This window comes from Escherichia sp. WS1368 (genome assembly GCF_046487485.1).
GTDB classification, from domain to species: domain Bacteria; phylum Pseudomonadota; class Gammaproteobacteria; order Enterobacterales; family Enterobacteriaceae; genus Escherichia; species Escherichia coli.
Genome location: NZ_JBJQJI010000001.1, coordinates 988,098 through 1,011,339, shown reverse-complemented (window position 1 = coordinate 1,011,339; position 23,242 = coordinate 988,098). Strand labels below are relative to the sequence as shown.

Genomic DNA, 23,242 nt, shown 5'->3' with positions numbered 1-23,242 from the left:
CCTTTAACTCGAGCAGCTGACTTCCAGCCGTTTACCCCAGTCAGGTGGACGACTGACGTAGTCATCATCTCTGTCGCTGAAAGGATTTCGCAACGCCTCATGCAGGCGGTGCAATTCCGTCATATCACCCTTTTCTGCCGCTTCAATCGCCCGTTGCGCCAACCAGTTGCGCAACACCAGAGCTGGGTTAACGCTTTGCATCAGCTGCTGACGCTCACTATCGGTAACCTCGTCTTGTTGCAAACGTACCCGATAATGGGCAAACCAGTCATCAAATGCCGCACGATCGATAAACTCATCACGTAGCGGTGACGCCGCGCTGTACTGCTCGGTCAGACTCAGCATGCGGAATGTGCGGGTATAATCGCTGCGCTCTCGCGCCATCAGACTGAATAATTCATTCAGTAGCGCGTTATCCTCTTTTTGCTCCGTCATGAAGCCCAGTTTCTGCCGCATCCGTTGTCCATAATGCGTCAACAAAACCTGCTGATAGCTATCCAGGGCCTCATTCAGGGCATCAACGGCGACAAATGGTGACAATGTCTGCGCCAGACGCTGTAAATTCCACAACGCGACGGCAGGTTGATTATCAAAGCTGTAACGCCCTTGGTGATCCGAGTGATTACAAATAAAACCGGGTTCGTAATCATCAAGAAAACCAAACGGCCCGTAATCAAGCGTCAGCCCCAACAGCGACATGTTGTCGGTATTCATCACCCCATGAGCAAAGCCGACCGTCTGCCATTGGGCAATTAACGATGCGGTACGTGCGACAACATCGGTAAACCAGAGACGGTATTTGTCCTCATCATCTGCAAGATGTGACCAGTAATGACGAATGGCAAAGTCAGCTAACTGACGAACCTTTTCCGGCTCGCGGCGATAGTAAAAATGTTCGAAATGACCAAAGCGCAGATGACTTGTTGCCACACGCATCAGCATCGCGCCTGGCTCCACCGTTTCCCGATACACTGGCGAATCGCTGGTGACGATACTTAAAGCGCGGGTCGTCGGAATGCCCAGATAATGCATCGCCTCACTGGCGAGACTTTCTCGTATCGTCGAACGTAAAACCGCCCGTCCATCACCCATTCGCGAATAAGGCGTCAGGCCAGCACCTTTCAGATGCCAGTCCATTGTAGTGCCATCAGCAAGCCGTTGTTCGCCGAGTAAAATGCCGCGCCCATCACCCAGTTGGCCCGCCCAGACGCCGAACTGATGACCACTGTAAACCTGCGCCAGTGGTGACATACCAGGCAGTAGGGTTTCGCCACCCCAGACACCTGCGCCATTTTTAAACAGTGACGATGGAATACCCAGCGTGTTAGCCAGTTCGGCATTATGCCAAATCAGCCGGGCATTATTTAAAGGCGTAGGGGAAAGTGTTGTATAGGTTGCTGGCAATTCATCGCGCCAACGGGTAATAAAAGACAGGGTCATAGATCCTCCTGTTTGATAGTGTAGACGGTTACTCTCGTCTTAAACACCAGCAAACAGGAGGGTTATCGCTGAACCAACGTCGTTATCTGATTTATGGGAACGGCAGGCCACAGGCATCCCTGGAGAGCATGGAAATCAAAGGGGGTAATCTGTGCCATTATTTCTGGCGTATCAATGCCCCCCGCGATGATGCAATTGCAACATGGGGAAATTTGCGCCTGGATCGCACGAATAAACGGTTCGAAGGAGCGATGCGTGATTTGTTGCTGAATAAAACTTTTATCCAGCATGACGCGGGTGAAAAGACCATCAAAAACCGCTTTCATTGTGCTATTGCCTGCGCCCAAATTACCTAACACAAGGGGATACATTTGCGATAAGGAAAAAAGATCGCGATTATCTTTTCCTTCATCGAGATGCGGGTAATTCTCATTAATCAACAGTTCAATAAACGGATATTTTAATAGTTCGCCTGCGTAATTATCCCTGTCTAATAATAAAGTAGCCACTTGTGGCGTTAAATTAAGCCAAGCAAAGAGTTTATGTTGAATAAAAAAGTGTTGGCATGATTTTAGTAATTCCAACTGCTCTGAAAATAATTGCCAATGTTGCTCCTCGGTAAGTTGCGCTATAACCCGACTCGTCGGGATACGAACCGTACCATCTTCACTGGAGAAATGGGTAATTAACTCAACGCCGACAAGGTCTTGCTGGTTATCTCTTATCGGCAGGAAATAGCAATCAGAATGATAAAGATTCTCCAAAAAAATCTTCATGGTAACCGTCCCTCTCGAAGGATGTTTTTCAGTATCCGGCTAAAAGGGATGAGGCCATAAGACATAACAATTACAGAAGGAGTAACTTTCATTTGTTCCATGTTAACCACTTTTTCAGGGGTCCTTTTATTAGATTATCCTGATTATAAACGAATAATCCATTTACGGAATTTTTGTCTGTAAAATACTACTGTATTCAGGAGTAAATGGACGGAGATGTATCATCGCCGTCCATTTTTCGACATACTAGATTCGTCTCGCCTGCCAGAAATTTTTCTGCCAATAGACATTATCGAGTGAGGAACGCATCACTCCCTTGCTGGTAGAGGCGTGGATAAATTGGTTGTTGGTATCGTAAATACCTACATGCAAACCATTTTGTCCGGAACCCGTTTTGAAAAAGACCAGGTCACCAGGCAGCAACTCGTCTTTATCAATTTGCGTGCCGATAGAGGCTTGTTCTTTGGTTTCTCGGGGCAGCTGCAAATCGAAACGATCGCGCATCGTCACAACCACAAATCCCGAACAGTCCACACCGCGCCGCGTCATGCCACCATAACGATACGGCGTGCCATGCCAGCTTTGTAGCTGGTCGTTCAAACCGGCAATAACGGTAATCGAATCAGAAAGTCTGGCATTTGGCGGCGGTGCTTTATGGTGGCTACACCCGGCCAGAAACAGTGCTGTGATCAAAATAAGGCAGAAACGCATTCCGTACGGTTCCTCTGTTTTTTATTCTTGCATTAATTTAGCGTCGTAATTACCCGATTTTCAAGATACTAATGAAATCAGATGGTCGAAATCAGCATTCTGTGACCTTCGATATCCAGACGGCGAAAATTCATCCCATAGGCCTGCGCCAGATTTGGCGGCGTGAGCACCTCTTCCCTGCGTCCACTGGCCAGCATTTTTCCACCTTTTAGCAACCATGCCCGATGCGCATGACGCAATGTATGGTTGAGATCGTGACTGCTCATCACAATCGCCAGTCCTTGCTGACACAGCGCGCTCAGAATTTTGTCTAACGCACTTTGTTGCGCAACATCAAGACTGTTCATCGGCTCATCAAGAAGCAGCAATTGACCTGCGGGATTGGCTTGTGGTGTGATTTGCAGCACCACCGCAGCAAGACGTACGCGTTGCCATTCGCCGCCGGAAAGTTGATTGGTGCTACGTCCGAGTTTGTCATCAAGAGCCAGCGCCCCTGCGACATCATTCAGTAGTTCGGTACGCGTTTTATCGTGCTGATGCAGTGTCAGGTAGTGCCAGACCGGCATTGCAAACGGTGGCGTCTGTTGTTGTGAAAGATAGGCGCGATGCAGCGCGAGTTTTGTTGCGGACCATGCTTCCAGTGGTTGCCCCGCGAACTGAATGCTTCCCTTACCGCTGGTCATTCCGGCCATTCGCGCCAGTAAGGTACTCTTACCCGCGCCGTTCGGCCCCACCAGATGCAGGATCTCCCCAGCCCGAACCTCGCCAGAAAGCGGCCCCAGGCGGGTAGATTCCGCAACATCCTGTAACTGCATCACAATAGACATTATTTCGCCAACGCCAGTTTAATGCTTTCCATCACAATGGGATCTTCCGGCGTCATATCCGGGGAAAAACGCTGGATGACCAATCCGTCCCTGCCAACTAAAAATTTCTCAAAATTCCATAAAATATCATCAAGGTACAGCGGTGCACGACCTTTGCTGACCATACGGGCATAGAATCCGCTCTCTTCCGGCGCGACTGCGGTCGGCGCTGCGGCAATCAATTTTTGATACAGCGGATGGCGTCCTTCGCCATTAACTTCAATCTTACTGAACATCGGGAACGTCACCCCCCATGTAGTGGTGCAGTAAGTTTTAATCTCTTCATCGCTGCCCGGTTCTTGCTCCAGAAACTGGTTGCACGGGAATCCCAGCACCACAAAACCACGATCGGCCCAGGCTTTCTGAATATTCTCCAACTGCTCATATTGCGGCGTTAAGCCACACTTTGAGGCGACATTGACAATCAACAGCACATTACCGGCGTACTTCTCCAGCGTGGTCACTTCACCGTCGATATCTTTCACTACGGTCGTCAGAATGGAATCTTGCATCGTTTCTCCTGGGTGTGGTCAGTAAAAATCTTAGCTTTTAATCATAGACCGTCTTTTTGCGGCTAACGTCCTGCTTTTAACAATAACCAGATAAACACCGGCGCACCCAACGTTGCGGTGACCACGCCAATAGGCAGCTCTGCGGCAGCTAATGCCAGGCGCGCTACAATATCGGCCAGCAGCAATGCGCTCGCCCCTGCCAGCGCGCAGCCGGGAAGTAATACGCGATGATCGGTTAAACCACACAGCCGGAGAATATGTGGGATAACCAGACCAATAAAGCCGATAGCACCCGCCAGCGCCACACTGACGCCAACCATCCAGCCGGTCGCTGCCACCAGCACATTGCGCCAGAACCACAGGGGTAAACCCAGTTGCCGCGCCGAGATCTCGCCAAGTGCTAACATATTCATCGGCCTGGACTGACAACAGATCCACAACAACACGGGGATCAATGCCAGCATCAGCCAGCTTTGCCGCCAGTCTACGCCGCCAAAACCGCCCATCATCCAGTACATCAGCTGACGTAAATCAACAGAGGTGGAAAAGTAGATAGCCCACGTCATTAGTGCGCTACAGATAATCCCTAATGCAACGCCAGCCAGCAATAACCGACTGGTCGAAAGATGACGACGGGCGAAACGTAAGAGTATTAAAGTGATGATAAGCGCGCCAGCAATCGCACACAGCCCTAGTGCCCAGTTTGGGAGTTGCCCTTGCCCAAGCAACACCGCGGCGATAAGCCCTACGCCTGCGCCGTTAGAGACGCCAAGTAGTCCAGGTTCTGCCAGAGGATTTTCAAACAACGCCTGCATTACTGCGCCGGATATAGCCAGCGCCGCACCAACCAGCAATACAGCCAGCGTACGTGGCAGGCGAATTTGCCAGACGAACAGTTCGCCACGAGGAGTAGACCAGTCACCGGGCGAAATCCATTGTTCACCGGCGCAAAGGCTTAAGAGAAGCGCCAGCAGCATCAAAACTGACAGGCATAATAACCAGCGAATATTTTGTCGCTGTTGTTGGCGGGCAAGTGTCAGCATGGTATCCGTTCTGCTGAAGTGTCATGGCGTTGATTTTACGGTGACTCTTCGACAGTGAAAAGAAAAAAGGCCGCAAAGCGGCCTTTTTAGTTAGATCAGATTACTCGTCTTTGGGCGAAGCGTTTTCGACCCGGCTTTTTAACTTCTGCCCGGGTCTGAAGGTCACCACGCGCCGTGCTGTAATGGGAATATCCTCGCCCGTTTTCGGGTTACGTCCCGGGCGTTGATTCTTATCACGCAGATCGAAGTTACCAAAACCAGAGAGTTTCACCTGTTCGCCGTTTTCCAGAGCGCGACGGATCTCTTCGAAAAACAGTTCAACCAGTTCTTTGGCATCCCGCTTGCTAAGCCCAAGCTTATCAAACAGATATTCTGACATTTCAGCTTTTGTAAGCGCCATAGGTTCAATCCCTCAATGATGCCTGGAATCGCTCTTTTAATGCCTCTACACATTTGGCGACGGTAGCGGCAATCTCCTCTTCTTCGAGTGTACGGCTGGTATCTTGCAGGATCAGGCTTATGGCGAGGCTCTTATACCCCTCCGCAACACCCTTACCGCGGTACACGTCAAATAAGTTTACGCCAACTACCTGATTTACGCCAACTTTCTTACATTCGGATAAAATATCCGCTGCGGGAACGTTTTCTGCGACCACCACCGCGATGTCACGACGGTTCGCCGGGAAGCGAGAAATCTCGCGCGCCTGAGGCACCACGCGGTCTGCGAGCTTGTTCCACTCCAGTTCGAACACCAGAGTGCGACCGTTAAGATCCAGTTTACGTTCCAGTTCAGGATGAACAACCCCAACAAAACCAATACGTTCACCTTTCAGATAAATCGCTGCGGATTGCCCCGGATGCAGTGCCGGATTCGCTTCTGCACGGAACTCAACCTCATTCAGTTTACCGGTCAGGTCGAGAACGGATTCCAGATCGCCTTTCAAATCATAGAAATCAACGGTCTCTTTTGCCAGGTTCCAGTGCTCTTCGTAACGGTTACCGCAAATCACACCGGCTAACATCAGATCCTGACGAATGCCCAACGGTGCCTGAGTATCTGGTACGAAACGCAGACCACTTTCGAAAATGCGCACACGGTTCTGCTGACGGTTCTGGTTGTACACCACGGTTGCCAGCAGGCCGGTCCACAGGGAAAGACGCATTGCTGACATTTCAACGGAAATCGGGCTTGGCAGCAGTAAGGCTTCAACGCCTGGATGGATCATCTGCTGCACTTTCGGATCAACGAAGCTGTAGGTGATCACTTCCTGATAGCCTTTGTCGTTGAGCAGCGTTTTCACGCGCTTGAGCGACAGATCTGCTTCGCGGTGAGTACCCATAATCAGGCTTGCCTGCACCGGCTCATCAGGGATGTTGTTGTAGCCGTAAACACGCGCGACTTCTTCGACCAGATCTTCTTCAATCTCCATGTCGAAACGCCAGCTCGGCGCAACTGCCTGCCATTCGTCTTTGCCTTCGGTCACTTCGCAGCCGAGACGACGCAGAATATCAGTTACCTGCTCATCGGCAATATGATGGCCGATCAGGCGATCCAGTTTGCTGCGACGTAAAGTAATGGTGGCTCGCTTCGGCAGCGTTGCTTCGTTGGTGATATCAATTACCGGGCCAGCCTCACCGCCGCAGATGTCGATCAGCAGACGGGTCGCACGTTCCATCGCTTTGTGCTGCAGTGCCGGATCAACGCCACGCTCATAACGGTGAGACGCATCGGTATGCAGGCCATGACGACGAGCACGACCGGTGATAGACAGCGGGCTGAAGAAAGCGCATTCCAGCAGGACGTTTTGCGTTTCGTCATTCACGCCAGAGTGTTCGCCACCAAAGATGCCGCCCATCGCCAGCGCCTTGTTGTGGTCGGCGATGACAAGGGTGTCAGCATTCAGCTTCGCTTCAGTGCCATCAAGCAGCACCAGCGTTTCGCCCTCTTTCGCCATCCGCACCACAATGCCGCCTTCAATGCGATCTTTATCGAAAGCGTGCATCGGCTGGCCCAGTTCAAGCAGTACATAGTTGGTGACGTCAACGACTGCATCGATAGATCGGATCCCGCAACGACGCAGTTTTTCTTTCATCCACAGCGGAGTTGGCGCTTTAACGTTAATGCCTTTTACCACACGGCCAAGATAGCGCGGGCAGGCTTCCGGCGCTTCGACTGTAATCGGCAGCGTGTCGTCGATGGTCGCACCAACCGGAACGATTTCCGGTTCAACCAGCGGCAGCTGGTTCAGCACGGCAACATCACGCGCCACGCCGATAATGCCTAAGCAATCGGCACGGTTTGGCGTTACGCTGATTTCGATGGTGTTGTCATCGAGTTTCAGGTATTCGCGGATGTCTGTGCCAATCGGCGCATCTGCAGGCAGCTCGATAATGCCGCTGTGATCGTCAGAAATTCCCAGCTCAGAAAAGGAGCACAGCATCCCTTCAGACGGTTCGCCACGCAGTTTCGCCGCTTTAATTTTGAAATCGCCCGGCAGAACAGCACCAATGGTCGCTACCGCCACACGCAGGCCCTGACGGCAGTTTGGCGCACCGCAGACGATGTCCAGCAGGCGATCGCCGCCGACATTCACTTTTGTCACACGCAGTTTGTCAGCGTTCGGATGCTGCGCACACTCAACCACTTCACCAACGACCACGCCGTGGAAGCTACCGGCAACCGGTTCTACACCGTCAACTTCCAGGCCCGCCATAGTGATTTGATTTGCCAGCGCATCGCTATCAATCGCCGGGTTCACCCATTCGCGTAACCACAGTTCACTGAATTTCATAATCTATTCCTGCCTTATTTAAACTGTTTGAGGAAACGCAGATCGTTTTCGAAGAATGAACGCAGGTCGGTGACGCCGTAACGCAACATGGTCAGACGCTCCATCCCCATTCCGAAGGCGAAACCAGAGTAAACTTCCGGGTCGATGCCAACATTACGCAGCACGTTCGGATGCACCATCCCGCAGCCCAGTACTTCCAGCCAATTACCGTTTTTACCCATGACGTCCACTTCTGCAGAAGGTTCGGTAAACGGGAAGTAGGAAGGACGGAAGCGGATCTGCAAATCTTCCTCAAAGAAGTTACGCAGGAAGTCGTGCAGCGTGCCTTTCAGGTTGGTAAAGCTGATGTTGGTATCAACAATCAGACCTTCCATCTGATGGAACATCGGCGTGTGAGTCTGGTCGTAGTCGTGACGATAAACGCGGCCAGGCGCGATGATACGAATCGGTGGCTGCTGAGCTTTCATGGTGCGGATCTGTACGCCAGAGGTCTGGGTACGCAGCAGGCGGGTAGCGTCAAACCAGAAAGTGTCGTGGTCAGCGCGCGCCGGGTGGTGACCAGGAATGTTCAGAGCATCGAAGTTATGATAATCGTCTTCGATTTCCGGCCCGGTTGCCACGGTAAAGCCAAGCTCACCGAAGAAACTTTCGATACGGTCGATGGTACGGGTCACCGGATGCAGACCGCCGTTTTCAATACGACGCCCCGGCAGGGAGACATCAATCGTTTCCGCCGCCAGACGCGCATTCAGCGCTGCGCTTTCCAGTTCCGCTTTACGTGCATTCAGCGCCTGCTGAACCTGCTCTTTCGCTTCGTTGATAACCGCACCGGCTGCCGGGCGTTCTTCTGGCGGCAGCTCACGCAGGGTCGTCATCTGAAGGGTTAAGTGCCCTTTTTTACCCAAATATTCGACGCGCACATTGTCTAACGCGGCAACATCTGACGCCTGGCTAATGGCCGCCTTCGCACTGGCAACCAGTTCTGCGAGATGTGACATGGTTTTCCTCATTGTGTCAGTGGTGACACTGGTTCGTTGGACTTAATTTTTTCAAAACGCGCATACAAAAAAAGCCTCCACTGGGAGGCTTTCAGGCGCTGTTTTCCGTTTCTCTTCTCACGCGCTAGCCTCCTGGAGTCAGGTGCTAAAGTAAAAAAAGAAGCGGAAAATAGCAGCATTCATTGCTTGCGTTACCTTTTGGTACTTTTCAAAAGACCTTTATTGAAAAGGCTACGGCGATAAAAGTCAATGTTTTGATGGCGTTGAAACGAAAAGAGGGAGACTAGCTCCCTCTTTCAACTGGCTTATGCCAGAGCTGCTTTCGCTTTTTCAACCAGAGCGGTGAACGCTACTTTGTCGAATACTGCGATATCAGCCAGGATCTTACGGTCGATTTCAACAGAGGCTTTTTTCAGGCCATTGATGAATTTGCTGTAAGAAATACCGTTCTGACGTGCTGCTGCGTTGATACGCGCAATCCACAGTTGACGGAACTGACGCTTACGTTGACGACGGTCACGGTAAGCATACTGACCAGCTTTGATAACAGCCTGGAAGGCAACGCGGTATACGCGAGAACGCGCACCGTAGTAGCCTTTAGCTTGTTTCAAAATTTTCTTGTGACGTGCGCGTGCAATAACACCACGTTTTACGCGAGCCATATGTGCTCTCCTGTATCTATATTCTAATTAAAAAGTTAAAAAACGTTAACGGCTTATGCGTACGGCAGGCACGCGATTACCAGGCCCAGATCGCCTTTGGAAACCATGGCTTTCGGACGCAGGTGACGTTTACGTTTGGTCGCTTTTTTGGTCAGAATGTGACGCAGGTTAGCGTGCTTGTGCTTAAAACCACCTTTACCGGTTTTTTTGAAGCGCTTAGCAGCACCGCGTACGGTCTTAATTTTTGGCATTTTAATAACTTCCACTTCGCATTGTTAATAAACGAAACAAAGGCGAACAATGCCTGTGAAGCCCAAAGGCTCCACAGACAGTGCTACTTGAAGGCCTTACTGTTTCTTCTTAGGAGCGAGCACCATGATCATCTGGCGGCCTTCGATCTTCGTTGGGAAGGATTCGACCACTGCCAGTTCTTGCAAATCGTCTTTCACGCGATTAAGCACTTCCATACCGATTTGCTGGTGCGCCATCTCACGACCGCGGAAACGCAGCGTGATTTTGGCTTTATCACCCTCTTCGAGAAAGCGAATCAGGCTGCGGAGTTTTACCTGATAGTCGCCTTCATCTGTACCAGGACGGAATTTAATTTCCTTAACCTGGATAACTTTTTGCTTTTTCTTCTGTTCCTTAGAAGACTTGCTCTTTTCATAGAGGAATTTGCCGTAATCCATTATACGACAAACCGGCGGCTCGGCGTTAGGGCTGATCTCGACTAAGTCTACTCCGGCTTCTTCTGCTTTCTCCAGAGCTTCTCTCAGACTCACAATACCAAGCTGCTCGCCTTCCAGACCTGTTAAGCGAACTTCCTGGGCGCGAATTTCGCCATTGATACGGTTAGGGCGCGCCGTTTGAACTCGTTTTCCGCCTTTAATACCTTATTCCTCCAATTGTTTAAGACTGCGGCTGCGAATCTCTTGTTGCAGCTTCTCGATCACTTCATTTACGTCCATGCTTCCCAGGTCTTTACCACGGCGGGTGCGAACGGCAACTTTGCCTGATTCCACCTCTTTATCACCACAGACCAGCATATACGGGACGCGACGCAAAGTGTGCTCGCGGATTTTAAAGCCAATCTTCTCATTTCTCAAGTCTGCTTTAACACGAATGCCCGCATTTGATAGTTTTTGCGTCAATTCGTTAACGTATTCAGACTGTGAATCGGTAATATTCATGATAACAACCTGAACCGGCGCAAGCCAGGTCGGGAAGAAACCAGCGAATTCTTCGGTCAGGATACCGATGAAACGTTCCATCGACCCCAGAATTGCGCGGTGAATCATTACCGGTACCTTACGCTCGTTGTCTTCGCCCACATAGGAGGCGCTCAGACGAGACGGCAAGGAGAAGTCCAGCTGTACTGTACCGCACTGCCATGCACGATCGAGGCAGTCATACAGGGTAAATTCAATTTTCGGACCGTAGAAAGCGCCTTCACCCAGTTGATATTCAAACGGGATGTTGTTTTCTTCCAGCGCAACCGCCAGGTCCGCCTCAGCACGATCCCACATTTCGTCGCTGCCAATACGTTTTTCAGGACGAGTGGAGAGTTTGACGACGATCTTCTCGAAGCCAAAAGTGCTGTACATATCATAGACTAAACGGATACATCCGTTAACTTCATCGCGAATTTGTTCTTCAGTACAGAAGATATGCGCGTCATCCTGGGTAAAACCACGTACACGCATCAGGCCATGCAGCGAACCTGACGGCTCGTTACGGTGGCAGCTACCAAACTCGGCCATACGCAGCGGCAAATCGCGATACGACTTCAGCCCCTGGTTGAAAATTTGTACGTGACCCGGGCAGTTCATCGGCTTAATGCAGTATTCACGGTTCTCAGAAGACGTGGTGAACATTGCATCTTTGTAGTTGTCCCAGTGACCGGTTTTTTCCCACAGGACACGGTCCATCATGAACGGACCTTTAACTTCCTGATACTGGTACTCTTTCAGTTTAGAACGAACAAACACTTCCAGTTCACGGAAGATGGTCCAGCCATCGTTGTGCCAGAATACCATACCCGGTGCTTCTTCCTGCATATGGTACAGGTCGAGCTGTTTACCGATTTTACGGTGGTCGCGTTTCGCGGCTTCTTCCAGGCGCTGCAGGTAAGCGTTAAGCGCTTTTTTGTCTGCCCACGCCGTACCGTAAATACGTTGCAACATTTTGTTGTTGCTGTCGCCACGCCAGTAAGCCCCTGCCGTTTTCATTAGTTTGAAATGATGGCAGAAACGCATGTTCGGTACGTGCGGACCGCGGCACATATCGACATATTCTTCATGGAAGTACAGACCTGGCTTGTCATCATGGGCGATGTTTTCGTCAAGAATGGAGACTTTGTAGCTCTCCCCACGGTTGGCGAAAGTTTCACGCGCTTCGTGCCAGCTGACTTTCTTCTTAATGACGTCGTAGTTTTTCTCAGCAAGCTCATGCATCCGCTTCTCGAGTGCTTCGACATCTTCCTGGGTTAACGTGCGGTCAAGATCAACGTCGTAATAAAAACCGTTGTCAATAACCGGGCCGATTGCCATTTTGGTATGCGGCCAAAGTTGTTTAATCGCGTGCCCTAACAGGTGCGCACAGGAGTGACGAATGATCTCCAGACCTTCTTCGTCTTTCGCGGTAATGATCGACAGTTGTGCGTCGTTTTCAATCAGATCGCAAGCATCAACCAGTTCGCCATTAACGCGCCCTGCGATACAGGCTTTCGCCAGACCTGGACCAATGTCCAGCGCAACATCCATGGGGCTTACAGCGTGATCGTAATGGCGTTGGCTGCCATCAGGAAGAGTTATAACAGGCATTTTATATCCTTATTTGCAGTGGTGACCCACACGAAAGATCACATACAAAGAAAAATTTGTTTATTAACAGTTCATTGCGAAACCATCTAGCCAACAAATGCTAAATTGGTTCGCAATCAGGTACACAAATGAAAGACATTAACCTCTCACCTTCCACCCGGTTGAGCGATGTTAACACTAAAAAAAGGGAGATTGTACCTTTCCGTTTCACATTGATTCGATTCGCAATTCGTTTGTAGTGAGTACACCAGCAAAACGCTTAAAGAACCACTGATAACATCACGGAGCGTCTGAAAGGTTTACTGCGAGCGGATTTGCAGCAGCATAAACTGAATCCAGCAAAGTTCGTTGCGTGATTTGGAGGTACTATTTAAACGATCATAAGATTAATGACGAAGTGGTCATATCACAATGATAAAAATGACACAATTCTTATAGCAATTTTTCGTGCACATTTCGTTCTGGCGATAATAATTAATCATCATCCTCAAAACCTCCAGACATATATAAGGCGAATAGATTATGAGTGAAAACGACATTATTATCAGAACTCATTATAAGTCTCCTCATAGAATGCACATCGATAGCGACATACCAACGCCTTCATCAGAGCCTATTAATCAATTTGCGCGCCAACTCATCACCCTACTTGATACCTCTGACTTAAGTTCGATGCTGTCATACTGTGTTACTCAGGAATTTACCGCAAACTGTCGAAAAATATCACAAAATTGTTATTCCACTGCCCTTTTTACCATTAACTTTGCCACTTCACCCATCCATGCAGAAAATATACTCATTACATTACACTATAAAAAAGAAATCATTTCCTTATTACTGGAAACCACGCCTATTAAAGCTAACCATTTGCGAAGCATACTGGATTATATTGAACAGGAACAGTTAACTGCCGAAAATCGTAACCATTGTATGAAACTGTCTAAAAAAATCCATAGAGAAAAAACTATACAACCAACAGTAAATCTCAATGGTAGTGCATTTTTTTCGCAATCTCCTTCTGACGCTATTTTTTGTCGCCATCTGTCATTGCAATACGCACTTGATTCACTGAGAAATGGAAAAGGCAAAGTCAATCTGATTAAACATTACTCCTCCGTTGAATCCATACAGCAGCATGTTCCCTTAGTCCGGGACGCGGAGTTCAGATCATTACTTCGCCATCCTCCTGCAGGGAGTCGCGTTATCGCGAGTAAGGATTTTGGCTTCGCTTTAGATATTTTCTTCTGTCGAATGATGGCAAACAATGTCAGTCATATGTCCGCGATTTTATATATAGACAATCATACTTTGTCAGTAAGGCTACGAATAAAGCAGTCAGCGTATGGGCAATTAAATTATGTTGTGTCCGTTTACGACCCGAACGATACCAACGTTGCCGTCAGAGGCACCCACAGGACAGCACGGGGCTTTCTCTCGCTCGATAAATTCATCAGTTCAGGTCCCGATGCTCAGACCTGGGCTGATATGTATGTTCGCAACTGTGCAATTGCTTTTCTGCCCCTATTACCTGAGGGAGTTCCAGGGGCTATTTTCGCGGGTATTGCATCACGAATGCCATTTGCCCCTATACATCCATCGGCAATGTTGTTAATAATGGCCACAGGCCAGACTCAACAGCTTATTGCATTATTCAAACAGTTACCCATACTCCCTGAAAAAGAAATCATTGAAATAATAACTGCGCAGAATAGCGTTGGTACACCTGCTTTATTTCTGGCTATGATGAACGGACATACTGACAACGTAAAAATATTTATGCAAGAAATTCAGTCACTGGTAGATAATCATATCATTCATGAAGATAATCTGGTTAAATTACTGCAAACTAAAAGTGCTAACGAAACACCTGGACTCTATATCTCCATGTTGTATGGATTCGATGAAATAATCGATATCTTTCTGAATGCATTAACCACTCCAATAACACAAGAGCTTTTAAGCAAAAAAATGGTGATGGATATTTTAGCAATGAAAACACGTGATGGTGAGCCAGGATTATATGCCGCAATGGAAAATAATCACCCTTTGTGTGTCACACGGTTCCTCTCTAAAGTTTATGGAATCGCTGTTAAATATAACCTCAGCAAAATTAACATCATGGATTTATTAAAAGGCGCAACAGCATATGGAACCCCTGCTTTATACATCGCCATGAGCAAGGGTAATAAAGACGTCGTGTTATCTTATATATCAACGCTGGGTACTTTTGCAAATAAATATTCTTTTAGTCAATGTCAGTTATTCACATTGTTGGCCGCTAAAAATCATGACAATATGTCAGCTGTTCATATAGCCATTCATCATAATCATTATAAAACTGTAGAAACATATTATGCTGCTATAAACGTAATCAGCCAAAGCCTGAGTTTTAGTGCTGATGAACTAAAGACGTATTTATAACCAGATATTTATATATCGATACATAATTTTATTTTTTTCATAAACCGCAAAAACAGTGATCAGGTGTACAACGCCACCCGACGGCTGTAATAACAAAAAATCCCTTGATGCCTGTCCCTTTTGTTACACTCCGTTATCACGCACAAGAGATATGCAGGACACTGGTATGCCGACTAAACGCTTTGATAAAAAACACTGGAAGATGGTGGTGGTGCTACTGGCAATCTGTGGCGCTATGTTGTTGCTACGTTGGGCAGCAATGATTTGGGGCTGAGCAGTGACAAACGAAGACAGCCAGACCGCATAACACGGTCCGGCAGATAATTTTACATGCTGTAGCCCAGCGATAAGGTTGTCCGACGATCGGTATGTTCCGGTGCAGACTCTGGAGGTTCAGAGTTCCATGTTACGTTGTAAGCCACCTTCAGTCCAAAATGTTCATTAATAGCAACATTTAATGCGCTTTCGGAGTTCAGCGTTGTGTCTTCCGCGCCGAAGACCGAAACACCCTGCGTAAATTTAGCGTTGTCAGTCAACTGCCATGCATAAGCCCCGGAGGCATAGCCCAGCGGCTGGGTTTCACTGGCATTGTCGGTATATTTGTCGTAACGCACACCTGGACCGAATTCAAAGCGGAAACTGTGTACCGGGCCATTCAAAAACTGACGACCATAACCCGCGGTCAACACATCGCGCTCTCGATAGCCGTTATAACGGTCTGTCAGCCAGCTTGCCTGCCCAAATAAATAGTCATAATCAGTTAAATTAAAACGGCTACGCCCGCCCGCGGCATATTTTTCTGAAGAACGCTCATCATTAGAAGAAGTATTACTGGCGTTCCCCCACAGCGACCAGGCAGTGGTTTGTCCATACCAGGTCATGGTGGTGTCAGCCGTAAGTGAGGAGCTTTTCGTATTGCCTGATTGTGCAAGATATCCTGCGTTCAGATTACCTTCGAAAGGTTTTTTAGCGCTGGCAGGATCGTCCATGACAGTAAAAACGGAATCATCGGCAGCTGCATTCAATGACGCAAACATGCCCCCCGCCAACATAACGATGGCAGGAACTGTCTTCAAAAGCTTCATTTATCAAGAGTCCGTACAACAAAAAAAGAGACCATCGCGGTCCCGGAAACTTTCTTAAGGATCAAAGATTAGCGTCCCTGGAAAGGTAACGAATTATAAAAAGGCTTGAATAACTTAGCAATGTATTCTTATTTCATTTTTTGAATAAGCATGTGAAGAAAACAGATTTTTATTTATATATATTTATCTGCAAAATTTTAAATAAAGCTCTAATAAATCATATTGTTAATTTCTTCCCTTTCCGCTGATTCGGTGCCAGACTGAAATCAGCCTATAGGAGGAAATGATGGTACGTATCTATACGTTGACACTTGCGCCCTCTCTCGATAGCGCAACAATTACCCCGCAAATTTATCCCGAAGGAAAGCTGCGCTGTACCGCACCGGTATTCGAACCCGGAGGCGGCGGCATCAACGTCGCCCGCGCCATTGCCCATCTTGGAGGCAGTGCCACAGCGATCTTCCCGGCGGGTGGTGCGACCGGCGAACATCTGGTTTCACTGTTGGCAGATGAAAATGTCCCCGTCGCTACTGTAGAAGCCAAAGACTGGACCCGGCAGAATTTACACGTACATGTGGAAGCAAGCGGTGAGCAGTATCGTTTTGTCATGCCAGGCGCGGCATTAAGTGAAGATGAGTTTCGCCAGCTTGAAGAGCAAGTTCTGGAAATTGAATCCGGTGCTATCCTGGTCATAAGCGGAAGCCTGCCGCCAGGTGTGAAGCTGGAAAAATTAACCCAACTGATTTCCGCTGCGCAAAAACAAGGGATTCGCTGCATCGTCGACAGTTCTGGCGAAGCGTTAAGTGCAGCACTGGCGATTGGTAATATCGAGTTGGTTAAGCCTAACCAAAAAGAACTCAGTGCGCTAGTGAATCGCGAACTCACCCAGCCAGACGATGTCCGCAAAGCCGCGCAGGAAATCGTTAATAGCGGCAAGGCCAAACGAGTTGTCGTTTCCCTGGGTCCACAAGGGGCGCTGGGCGTTGATAGTGAAAACTGCATTCAGGTTGTGCCACCACCGGTGAAAAGCCAGAGCACCGTTGGCGCTGGTGACAGCATGGTCGGCGCGATGACACTGAAACTGGCAGAAAATGCCTCTCTTGAAGAGATGGTCCGTTTTGGCGTAGCTGCGGGGAGTGCAGCCACACTCAATCAGGGAACACGCCTGTGCTCCCATGACGATACACAAAAAATTTACGCTTACCTTTCCCGCTAACTGAAACATTCCCCCTGCATTGGGGGAATCACCACCAACCTGTCGGCAACGCGTTTCTCCGACTATGCTCAAAAGTCATGTGATAACAAAGGGGTGAACTATGGCCAGTGGCGATCTTGTCCGTTATGTCATAACCGTCATGTTGCATGAGGATACATTGACTGAAATTAACGAGTTGAATAATTACCTGACTCGCGACGGTTTTTTGCTCACCATGACGGATGATGATGGAAATATCCATGAGCTGGGGACTAACACTTTTGGACTTATCAGTACCCAAAGTGAAGAAGAAATTAGAGAACTGGTTTCGGGGCTTACCCAAAGTGCAACCGGTAAAGATCCTGAAATCGCCATCACGACCTGGGAGGAATGGAATAGCAACAGAAAATAAATGGTTTTTGGGCAATAATCAGTCTGTGGTGTGCGTTAGCTCGTGTTTTTACACCGCATTCTTGCGCTAACCTTATGATCTGGCAGACAACATGGGAGAGACATCATGTGGCAGGCAATCAGTCGTCTTTTGAGCGAGCAGTTAGGTGAAGGCGAAATCGAACTGCGTAATGAACTGCCTGGCGGAGAAGTCCATGCCGCATGGCATTTGCGCTATGCAGGACGTGACTTTTTCGTCAAATGTGATGAAAGGGAACTGCTTCCCGGTTTTACCGCCGAAGCCGACCAACTGGAGTTACTGTCGCGTAGTAAAACCGTCACCGTGCCTAAGGTTTGGGCAGTTGGCGCTGACCGTGACTACAGTTTTCTGGTGATGGATTATCTCCCACCTCGCCCGCTGGATGCGCATAGCGCATTTATTCTTGGTCAGCAAATTGCGCGTTTACATCAATGGAGCGACCAACCACAATTTGGCCTCGATTTTGATAACTCGCTCTCCACAACTCCGCAGCCCAACACCTGGCAACGTCGCTGGTCAACGTTTTTTGCTGAACAACGGATTGGCTGGCAGTTGGAACTAGCAGCAGAGAAAGGGATCGCTTTCGGCAATATCGACGCCATCGTAGAGCATATTCAGCAGCGTCTGGCCTCGCATCAACCGCAGCCTTCTCTGTTGCATGGCGATTTATGGTCCGGCAACTGTGCGCTGGGTCCGGATGGCCCGTACATTTTCGACCCGGCCTGCTACTGGGGTGACCGAGAGTGCGACCTGGCGATGTTACCGCTGCATACTGAACAGCCGCCACAAATCTATGACGGCTATCAGTCAGTATCCCCGCTACCTGCCGATTTCCTTGAACGTCAACCGGTTTACCAACTCTACACGCTGTTAAATCGTGCAAGGTTATTTGGCGGTCAGCATTTGGTTATTGCTCAGCAGTCACTGGATAGATTATTAGCAGCATAATATGGGGTGAGGATAATGGCCGCTCCGTGCGGCCTTTTGATTAAATAAACCCCAGCAGAGAAAAGAACACATAACCTGCAGCAATACAAATAACCGGCAGGATATACAGCGAGAAAAACTGCAGGAAAATAGTATGGTGCGGCACAACAATACGTGACTCAATTTGTTCACGCGTTAGCCCCTCTTCCCCTTTGGCTTTTTCCAGAATGAGTTGATCTTCAACACCTTCCCGCAAGAAGCGCGCCTGGCGACTCATCCGGGCACCGGAATCCTGCAACGCCAGTCCGACAAAAATCAGGATGAAAATCACCCAGAACATAACGTTCACGCCACCATTAAAATTGGGCGTCGGGGAGTTATACCAGAACAGATTCAAAAAAGGCGTATTCGCCTGCATCATATCGATCATGACATGAGTAAAGTCGAGCATGACCGCATTAATGCCTTCCTGGTTTTCCTGCCGGGTATTCATAAATTTCAGCAAAGAAATCAGTGTAGAGATCAATGCAGGTATAAAAATCACCCAACCCAAAATCCTTTTCAAAACAGCAATGCGTCCAGCTTGTTGATACGTCATGAGTTCTCCTTGATTAAGACGCGTCGTTTCACTTAGTTTACCTGTAGATATCTGTTTTCGCCCATTCTTTAAAGGCGATATGATAGGCGCTTAATCATAAGCACGGCTTAATACTTTACACATAATGCTCTAAAGGAGAGGTTGTAATGTCAACCCCGCGTCAGATTCTTGCTGCAATTTTTGATATGGATGGATTACTTATCGACTCAGAACCTTTATGGGATCGAGCTGAACTGGATGTGATGGCAAGCCTGGGGGTGGATATCTCCCGTCGTAACGAGCTGCCGGACACCTTAGGTTTACGCATCGATATGGTGGTCGATCTTTGGTACGCCCGGCAACCCTGGAATGGGCCAAGCCGTCAGGAAGTAGTAGAACGGGTTATTGCTCGTGCCATTTCACTGGTTGAAGAGACGCGTCCATTATTACCAGGCGTGCGCGAAGCTGTTGCGTTATGCAAAGAACAAGGTTTATTAGTGGGACTGGCCTCCGCGTCACCACTACATATGCTGGAAAAAGTGTTGACCATGTTTGACTTACGCGACAGTTTCGATGCCCTCGCCTCGGCTGAAAAACTGCCTTACAGCAAGCCGCATCCGCAAGTATATCTCGACTGCGCAGCAAAACTGGGCGTTGACCCACTGACCTGCGTGGCGCTGGAAGACTCGGTAAATGGCATGATCGCTTCTAAAGCAGCCCGCATGCGTTCCATCGTCGTTCCTGCGCCAGAAGCGCAAAATGATCCACGTTTTGTATTAGCAAACGTCAAACTCTCATCGCTGACAGAACTCACCGCAAAAGACCTTCTCGGTTAATGACCAGGGGCAGTGATCACACTGCTCCTGGTTCTTTATCTGAATTTGCATTCAACTGACGGATTAATCGTCAATTTAAGAGAAAGAGTTACACCGTCACCACTTCCGTGCACTGTATAAAAATCCTATACTGTACGTATTGACAGTTTAGTGAGTTTTATCATGACGGCGGAAGGTCACCTTCTCTTTTCTATTGCTTGTGCGGTATTTGCCAAAAATGCCGAGCTGACGCCCGTGCTGGCACAGGGTGACTGGTGGCATATTGTCCCTTCCGCAATCCTGACGTGTTTGTTACCGGACATCGATCACCCAAAGTCGTTTCTTGGGCAGCGATTAAAGTGGATATCAAAACCGATCGCCCGCGCTTTTGGGCATCGTGGTTTTACCCACAGTCTGCTGGCGGTATTTGCGCTGCTGGCAACCTTTTACCTTAAGGTTCCTGAAAGCTGGTTCATTCCGGCTGATGCGCTACAAGGAATGGTGCTGGGTTATTTGAGCCACATACTTGCCGATATGCTGACACCCGCCGGTGTTCCCCTGCTCTGGCCATGCCGCTGGCGTTTCCGCTTGCCTATCCTGGTTCCCCAAAAGGGCAACCAACTGGAACGTTTTATCTGCATGGCATTATTTGTCTGGTCGGTATGGATGCCCCATTCATTACCCGAAAACAGCGCTGTTCGTTGGTCATCGCAAATGATCAATACTTTGCAGATCCAGTTTCATCGGCTTATTAAGCATCAGGTTGAATACTAAAAAGGCAAAAATCACCTTTCTGGAATAAGCAATTCCATTTGAATATAAGAGCCAGCTCACAGTTCTGTTAATCTTGCGCCAACACTATGACTGCTACGCAGTGATAGAAATAATAAGATCAGGAGAACGGGGATGAACTTTCCATTAATTGCGAACATCGTGGTGTTCGTTGTACTGCTGTTTGCGCTGGCTCAGACCCGCCATAAACAGTGGAGTCTGGCGAAAAAAGTGCTGGTGGGTCTGGTGATGGGTGTGGTTTTTGGCCTCGCCCTGCATACCATTTATGGTTCTGACAGCCAGGTACTTAAAGATTCTGTACAGTGGTTTAACATTGTTGGTAACGGCTATGTTCAACTGCTGCAAATGATCGTTATGCCGTTAGTCTTCGCCTCTATTCTGAGCGCGGTTGCCCGTCTGCATAACGCATCTCAGTTAGGCAAAATCAGTTTTCTGACCATCGGTACGCTTTTGTTTACCACGCTGATTGCGGCGCTGGTCGGTGTGCTGGTCACCAACCTGTTTGGTTTGACGGCTGAAGGTCTGGTTCAGGGTGGTGCAGAAACTGCACGTCTGAACGCCATTGAAAGTAACTATGTTGGTAAAGTCTCTGACCTGAGCGTTCCGCAGCTGGTCTTGTCCTTTATCCCGAAAAACCCGTTTGCCGATCTGACCGGAGCCAATCCGACGTCAATTATCAGCGTGGTAATTTTTGCCGCATTCCTCGGCGTAGCTGCGCTGAAGCTGCTGAAGGATGATGCGCCGAAAGGTGAACGCGTCTTAACCGCTATCGATACCCTGCAAAGCTGGGTGATGAAACTGGTTCGCCTGGTCATGCAGCTGACCCCTTACGGCGTTCTGGCGCTGATGACCAAAGTGGTTGCAGGTTCTAACCTGCAAGACATCATCAAACTGGGAAGTTTCGTTGTCGCGTCCTACCTCGGTCTTCTGATTATGTTTGCAGTGCATGGCCTTCTGCTGGGTATTAATGGCGTGAGCCCGCTGAAGTACTTCCGTAAGGTATGGCCAGTTCTGACGTTTGCCTTTACCAGCCGTTCCAGTGCTGCGTCTATCCCACTGAATGTGGAAGCACAAACGCGTCGTCTGGGTGTTCCTGAATCCATCGCCAGTTTCGCCGCCTCTTTCGGTGCAACCATTGGTCAGAACGGCTGTGCCGGTTTGTATCCGGCAATGCTGGCGGTGATGGTTGCGCCTACGGTTGGCATTAACCCGATGGACCCGATGTGGATTGCGACGCTGGTCGGTATTGTTACCGTTAGTTCCGCAGGCGTTGCCGGTGTCGGTGGTGGTGCAACTTTCGCCGCACTGATTGTGCTGCCTGCGATGGGCCTGCCTGTAACGCTGGTGGCATTGTTAATCTCCGTTGAACCGCTTATCGACATGGGGCGTACGGCGCTAAACGTTAGTGGCTCGATGACCGCTGGCACGCTGACCAGCCAGTGGCTGAAGCAAACCGATAAAGCCATTCTGGATAGCGAAGACGACGCCGAACTGGCACACCGTTAATTCTTATGCTGGCAACGGTCCGTTTTGTATAGGGGCCGTTGCCTTACTTTTTAAATGTTCCATCGCGGCGATGCATACTGACTCATATTTAAACAGATCGTCAGCGAAAAAAATGGCTAACTTATCGATACATTCCTGACTCAATGAATGTGCTTGTAGCGAGAAGCTTAAAACCTCATACCCAAGACGTTTTCTAAGTGAACTATCTGAAATACTCATAATCTCTTCAAGCACACCACTTCCCATTCCCGGAAGATTCAGTGGATTAAAAAGAAGATTGACATTAAGCATTGATATTACCGAAGGAAACTTTAGGAGACTCTCATTTTTTTGAATCGCAGCAAAAATGCTCCCAACAGGATGTATATAATTTTGTTCATAGTATATCGTTCTTAAATAGTGAATAACCAACCTGTTTTTTATATTGATCAAATTGGTCATTTTTTCTGGTCGGAATTCACAGGTAAAATCCATCCCAACAAAATTCTCATTAATACCTCTTATCCTAATTTCACTACCATAAAGATTATTAATTATCACTCTATATTTAACATTGTCCTGCAGATATGTATCAAAACTAAGTGCTGGCGCTCCTGGCTTTGAGGCATCATAGTTAATGTTAGACATATAGGCAATCATATAATTGAAGTTTGATTCTGCTATTTCATCGCAGGCACATTGACCCGTTGATATAAAGAAAGTGAGTGCTGTCATGGTAGACTGCAGTCTTTCTTTAAAAGAGTCGAAGGCAAGGTTTTTAATATTTAAATTACCATAATCACTCTGTATTAAGTTTGTAGAAAACATCTCCCGCCTCATATTGTTAACAAAATTATTATCTCATTTAAATCTAAGTCATTTACAATATAAGT

25 protein-coding genes and 1 other annotated feature are annotated in these 23,242 nt (G+C 48.4%); of the genes, 8 read left to right on the top strand and 17 right to left on the bottom strand.

Annotation, left to right across the window (positions count from 1 at the left end; genetic code table 11):
* Nucleotides 1-3: 3 nt before the first annotated feature.
* The 14 genes from selO to thrS all read right to left on the bottom strand — a co-directional run bounded on the left by selO (nt 4) and on the right by thrS (nt 12,622).
* Nucleotides 4-1,440 carry a protein adenylyltransferase SelO gene (gene selO / locus ACJHYD_RS04945; RefSeq protein ID WP_001551177.1) on the bottom strand — a complete coding sequence of 479 codons (1,437 nt, stop codon included), beginning with the start codon at nt 1,438-1,440 and terminating at the stop codon, nt 4-6.
* A gap of 62 nt (nt 1,441-1,502) precedes the next feature.
* Complete coding sequence (gene ydiV / locus ACJHYD_RS04940) at nt 1,503-2,216, bottom strand: anti-FlhDC factor (RefSeq protein ID WP_001544590.1); 714 nt, start codon at nt 2,214-2,216, stop codon at nt 1,503-1,505.
* A 246-nt stretch (nt 2,217-2,462) separates the two neighbouring features.
* On the bottom strand, nt 2,463-2,927 hold the full coding sequence (locus ACJHYD_RS04935; RefSeq protein WP_001209780.1) for an NlpC/P60 family protein: 465 nt from the start codon (nt 2,925-2,927) through the stop codon (nt 2,463-2,465).
* Nucleotides 2,928-3,004: 77 nt separating this feature from the next.
* Nucleotides 3,005-3,754, bottom strand: coding sequence for a vitamin B12 ABC transporter ATP-binding protein BtuD (btuD, locus tag ACJHYD_RS04930; protein WP_000029466.1), 750 nt, complete (start codon nt 3,752-3,754; stop codon nt 3,005-3,007).
* A complete protein-coding gene (btuE, locus tag ACJHYD_RS04925) occupies nt 3,754-4,305 on the bottom strand; it encodes a bifunctional thioredoxin/glutathione peroxidase (RefSeq protein WP_001154182.1) in 552 nt (183 codons plus the stop codon). The genes btuD and btuE overlap by 1 nt, the downstream gene beginning before the upstream one ends.
* A 62-nt stretch (nt 4,306-4,367) precedes the next feature.
* Nucleotides 4,368-5,348, bottom strand: a complete 981-nt coding sequence (btuC, locus tag ACJHYD_RS04920; RefSeq protein WP_001520628.1) for a vitamin B12 ABC transporter permease BtuC — start codon at nt 5,346-5,348, stop codon at nt 4,368-4,370.
* A gap of 100 nt (nt 5,349-5,448) precedes the next feature.
* Nucleotides 5,449-5,748, bottom strand: a complete 300-nt coding sequence (ihfA, locus tag ACJHYD_RS04915; RefSeq protein WP_001229265.1) for an integration host factor subunit alpha — start codon at nt 5,746-5,748, stop codon at nt 5,449-5,451.
* 4 nt (nt 5,749-5,752) lie between these two features.
* Nucleotides 5,753-8,140, bottom strand: coding sequence for a phenylalanine--tRNA ligase subunit beta (pheT, locus tag ACJHYD_RS04910; RefSeq protein WP_000672359.1), 2,388 nt, complete (start codon nt 8,138-8,140; stop codon nt 5,753-5,755).
* Nucleotides 8,141-8,154: 14 nt separating this feature from the next.
* Complete coding sequence (gene pheS / locus ACJHYD_RS04905) at nt 8,155-9,138, bottom strand: phenylalanine--tRNA ligase subunit alpha (RefSeq protein WP_410228811.1); 984 nt, start codon at nt 9,136-9,138, stop codon at nt 8,155-8,157.
* 64 nt (nt 9,139-9,202) lie between these two features.
* Nucleotides 9,203-9,327 (bottom strand) — a sequence feature (Phe leader region).
* Complete coding sequence (gene pheM / locus ACJHYD_RS04900; RefSeq protein ID WP_001386830.1) at nt 9,277-9,321, bottom strand: pheST operon leader peptide PheM; 45 nt, start codon at nt 9,319-9,321, stop codon at nt 9,277-9,279. (Overlaps the previous feature by 45 nt.)
* A gap of 116 nt (nt 9,328-9,443) precedes the next feature.
* A complete protein-coding gene (gene rplT, locus ACJHYD_RS04895) occupies nt 9,444-9,800 on the bottom strand; it encodes a 50S ribosomal protein L20 (protein ID WP_000124850.1) in 357 nt (118 codons plus the stop codon).
* Between the two features lie 53 nt (nt 9,801-9,853).
* Nucleotides 9,854-10,051 (bottom strand): 50S ribosomal protein L35, encoded by a 198-nt coding sequence (gene rpmI / locus ACJHYD_RS04890; protein ID WP_001124225.1) that lies wholly within the window; start codon nt 10,049-10,051, stop codon nt 9,854-9,856.
* A 96-nt stretch (nt 10,052-10,147) separates the two neighbouring features.
* Nucleotides 10,148-10,690: a translation initiation factor IF-3 gene (infC, locus tag ACJHYD_RS04885; RefSeq protein ID WP_001700733.1), complete on the bottom strand. Its 543-nt coding sequence runs from the start codon at nt 10,688-10,690 to the stop codon at nt 10,148-10,150.
* A 3-nt stretch (nt 10,691-10,693) separates the two neighbouring features.
* Nucleotides 10,694-12,622, bottom strand: coding sequence for a threonine--tRNA ligase (gene thrS, locus ACJHYD_RS04880; RefSeq protein ID WP_001144202.1), 1,929 nt, complete (start codon nt 12,620-12,622; stop codon nt 10,694-10,696).
* Between the two features lie 522 nt (nt 12,623-13,144).
* Between thrS and espL1 the strand changes: the two genes are divergently transcribed.
* Nucleotides 13,145-15,043 (top strand): type III secretion system effector EspL1, encoded by a 1,899-nt coding sequence (gene espL1, locus ACJHYD_RS04875; protein WP_001551201.1) that lies wholly within the window; start codon nt 13,145-13,147, stop codon nt 15,041-15,043.
* 166 nt (nt 15,044-15,209) lie between these two features.
* Nucleotides 15,210-15,317: a small membrane protein YniD gene (gene yniD, locus ACJHYD_RS04870; protein WP_001142445.1), complete on the top strand. Its 108-nt coding sequence runs from the start codon at nt 15,210-15,212 to the stop codon at nt 15,315-15,317.
* A 52-nt stretch (nt 15,318-15,369) separates the two neighbouring features.
* Here the strand turns inward: yniD and ACJHYD_RS04865 are convergent, their stop codons facing one another.
* Entirely contained in the window at nt 15,370-16,128 is a 759-nt protein-coding gene (locus ACJHYD_RS04865) for a YdiY family protein (RefSeq protein WP_000771396.1), read from the bottom strand.
* Nucleotides 16,129-16,414: 286 nt separating this feature from the next.
* On the opposite strand from ACJHYD_RS04865, the gene pfkB reads away from it, so the two are divergent.
* From pfkB to ACJHYD_RS04850, 3 genes are all read left to right on the top strand, one after another.
* A complete protein-coding gene (gene pfkB / locus ACJHYD_RS04860; RefSeq protein ID WP_000251740.1) occupies nt 16,415-17,344 on the top strand; it encodes a 6-phosphofructokinase II in 930 nt (309 codons plus the stop codon).
* A 100-nt stretch (nt 17,345-17,444) separates the two neighbouring features.
* Nucleotides 17,445-17,735 (top strand): type V toxin-antitoxin system endoribonuclease antitoxin GhoS, encoded by a 291-nt coding sequence (gene ghoS, locus ACJHYD_RS04855; protein WP_000146147.1) that lies wholly within the window; start codon nt 17,445-17,447, stop codon nt 17,733-17,735.
* A 105-nt stretch (nt 17,736-17,840) separates the two neighbouring features.
* Nucleotides 17,841-18,701: a fructosamine kinase family protein gene (locus tag ACJHYD_RS04850; RefSeq protein ID WP_001520632.1), complete on the top strand. Its 861-nt coding sequence runs from the start codon at nt 17,841-17,843 to the stop codon at nt 18,699-18,701.
* 40 nt (nt 18,702-18,741) lie between these two features.
* Here ACJHYD_RS04850 and ACJHYD_RS04845 read toward each other — a convergent pair whose 3' ends face one another.
* Nucleotides 18,742-19,278, bottom strand: a complete 537-nt coding sequence (locus ACJHYD_RS04845; protein ID WP_000222172.1) for a YniB family protein — start codon at nt 19,276-19,278, stop codon at nt 18,742-18,744.
* A gap of 146 nt (nt 19,279-19,424) precedes the next feature.
* Between ACJHYD_RS04845 and hxpB the strand changes: the two genes are divergently transcribed.
* From hxpB to tcyP, 3 genes are all read left to right on the top strand, one after another.
* Entirely contained in the window at nt 19,425-20,093 is a 669-nt protein-coding gene (hxpB, locus tag ACJHYD_RS04840; RefSeq protein WP_000106834.1) for a hexitol phosphatase HxpB, read from the top strand.
* Between the two features lie 162 nt (nt 20,094-20,255).
* Nucleotides 20,256-20,846 carry a metal-dependent hydrolase gene (locus tag ACJHYD_RS04835; RefSeq protein ID WP_001295408.1) on the top strand — a complete coding sequence of 197 codons (591 nt, stop codon included), beginning with the start codon at nt 20,256-20,258 and terminating at the stop codon, nt 20,844-20,846.
* Nucleotides 20,847-20,978: 132 nt separating this feature from the next.
* Nucleotides 20,979-22,370, top strand: coding sequence for a cystine/sulfocysteine:cation symporter (gene tcyP / locus ACJHYD_RS04830; protein WP_001010716.1), 1,392 nt, complete (start codon nt 20,979-20,981; stop codon nt 22,368-22,370).
* A gap of 3 nt (nt 22,371-22,373) precedes the next feature.
* Here the strand turns inward: tcyP and ACJHYD_RS04825 are convergent, their stop codons facing one another.
* Nucleotides 22,374-23,177 carry a hypothetical protein gene (locus ACJHYD_RS04825; RefSeq protein ID WP_001306144.1) on the bottom strand — a complete coding sequence of 268 codons (804 nt, stop codon included), beginning with the start codon at nt 23,175-23,177 and terminating at the stop codon, nt 22,374-22,376.
* Nucleotides 23,178-23,242 lie beyond the last annotated feature (65 nt).

Excerpts from the sequence above, each read along its gene's own strand:
- selO (WP_001551177.1), bottom strand. The coding sequence starts at position 1,440 with ATGACCCTGTCTTTTATTACCCGTTGGCGCGATGAATTGCCAGCAACC.
- ydiV (WP_001544590.1), bottom strand. The coding sequence starts at position 2,216 with ATGAAGATTTTTTTGGAGAATCTTTATCATTCTGATTGCTATTTCCTG.
- ACJHYD_RS04935 (WP_001209780.1), bottom strand. The coding sequence starts at position 2,927 with ATGCGTTTCTGCCTTATTTTGATCACAGCACTGTTTCTGGCCGGGTGT.
- btuD (WP_000029466.1), bottom strand. The coding sequence starts at position 3,754 with ATGTCTATTGTGATGCAGTTACAGGATGTTGCGGAATCTACCCGCCTG.
- btuE (WP_001154182.1), bottom strand. The coding sequence starts at position 4,305 with ATGCAAGATTCCATTCTGACGACCGTAGTGAAAGATATCGACGGTGAA.
- btuC (WP_001520628.1), bottom strand. The coding sequence starts at position 5,348 with ATGCTGACACTTGCCCGCCAACAACAGCGACAAAATATTCGCTGGTTA.
- ihfA (WP_001229265.1), bottom strand. The coding sequence starts at position 5,748 with ATGGCGCTTACAAAAGCTGAAATGTCAGAATATCTGTTTGATAAGCTT.
- pheT (WP_000672359.1), bottom strand. The coding sequence starts at position 8,140 with ATGAAATTCAGTGAACTGTGGTTACGCGAATGGGTGAACCCGGCGATT.
- pheS (WP_410228811.1), bottom strand. The coding sequence starts at position 9,138 with ATGTCACATCTCGCAGAACTGGTTGCCAGTGCGAAGGCGGCCATTAGC.
- rplT (WP_000124850.1), bottom strand. The coding sequence starts at position 9,800 with ATGGCTCGCGTAAAACGTGGTGTTATTGCACGCGCACGTCACAAGAAA.
- rpmI (WP_001124225.1), bottom strand. The coding sequence starts at position 10,051 with ATGCCAAAAATTAAGACCGTACGCGGTGCTGCTAAGCGCTTCAAAAAA.
- thrS (WP_001144202.1), bottom strand. The coding sequence starts at position 12,622 with ATGCCTGTTATAACTCTTCCTGATGGCAGCCAACGCCATTACGATCAC.
- espL1 (WP_001551201.1), top strand. The coding sequence starts at position 13,145 with ATGAGTGAAAACGACATTATTATCAGAACTCATTATAAGTCTCCTCAT.
- yniD (WP_001142445.1), top strand. The coding sequence starts at position 15,210 with ATGCCGACTAAACGCTTTGATAAAAAACACTGGAAGATGGTGGTGGTG.
- ACJHYD_RS04865 (WP_000771396.1), bottom strand. The coding sequence starts at position 16,128 with ATGAAGCTTTTGAAGACAGTTCCTGCCATCGTTATGTTGGCGGGGGGC.
- pfkB (WP_000251740.1), top strand. The coding sequence starts at position 16,415 with ATGGTACGTATCTATACGTTGACACTTGCGCCCTCTCTCGATAGCGCA.
- ghoS (WP_000146147.1), top strand. The coding sequence starts at position 17,445 with ATGGCCAGTGGCGATCTTGTCCGTTATGTCATAACCGTCATGTTGCAT.
- ACJHYD_RS04850 (WP_001520632.1), top strand. The coding sequence starts at position 17,841 with ATGTGGCAGGCAATCAGTCGTCTTTTGAGCGAGCAGTTAGGTGAAGGC.
- ACJHYD_RS04845 (WP_000222172.1), bottom strand. The coding sequence starts at position 19,278 with ATGACGTATCAACAAGCTGGACGCATTGCTGTTTTGAAAAGGATTTTG.
- hxpB (WP_000106834.1), top strand. The coding sequence starts at position 19,425 with ATGTCAACCCCGCGTCAGATTCTTGCTGCAATTTTTGATATGGATGGA.
- ACJHYD_RS04835 (WP_001295408.1), top strand. The coding sequence starts at position 20,256 with ATGACGGCGGAAGGTCACCTTCTCTTTTCTATTGCTTGTGCGGTATTT.
- tcyP (WP_001010716.1), top strand. The coding sequence starts at position 20,979 with ATGAACTTTCCATTAATTGCGAACATCGTGGTGTTCGTTGTACTGCTG.
- ACJHYD_RS04825 (WP_001306144.1), bottom strand. The coding sequence starts at position 23,177 with ATGTTTTCTACAAACTTAATACAGAGTGATTATGGTAATTTAAATATT.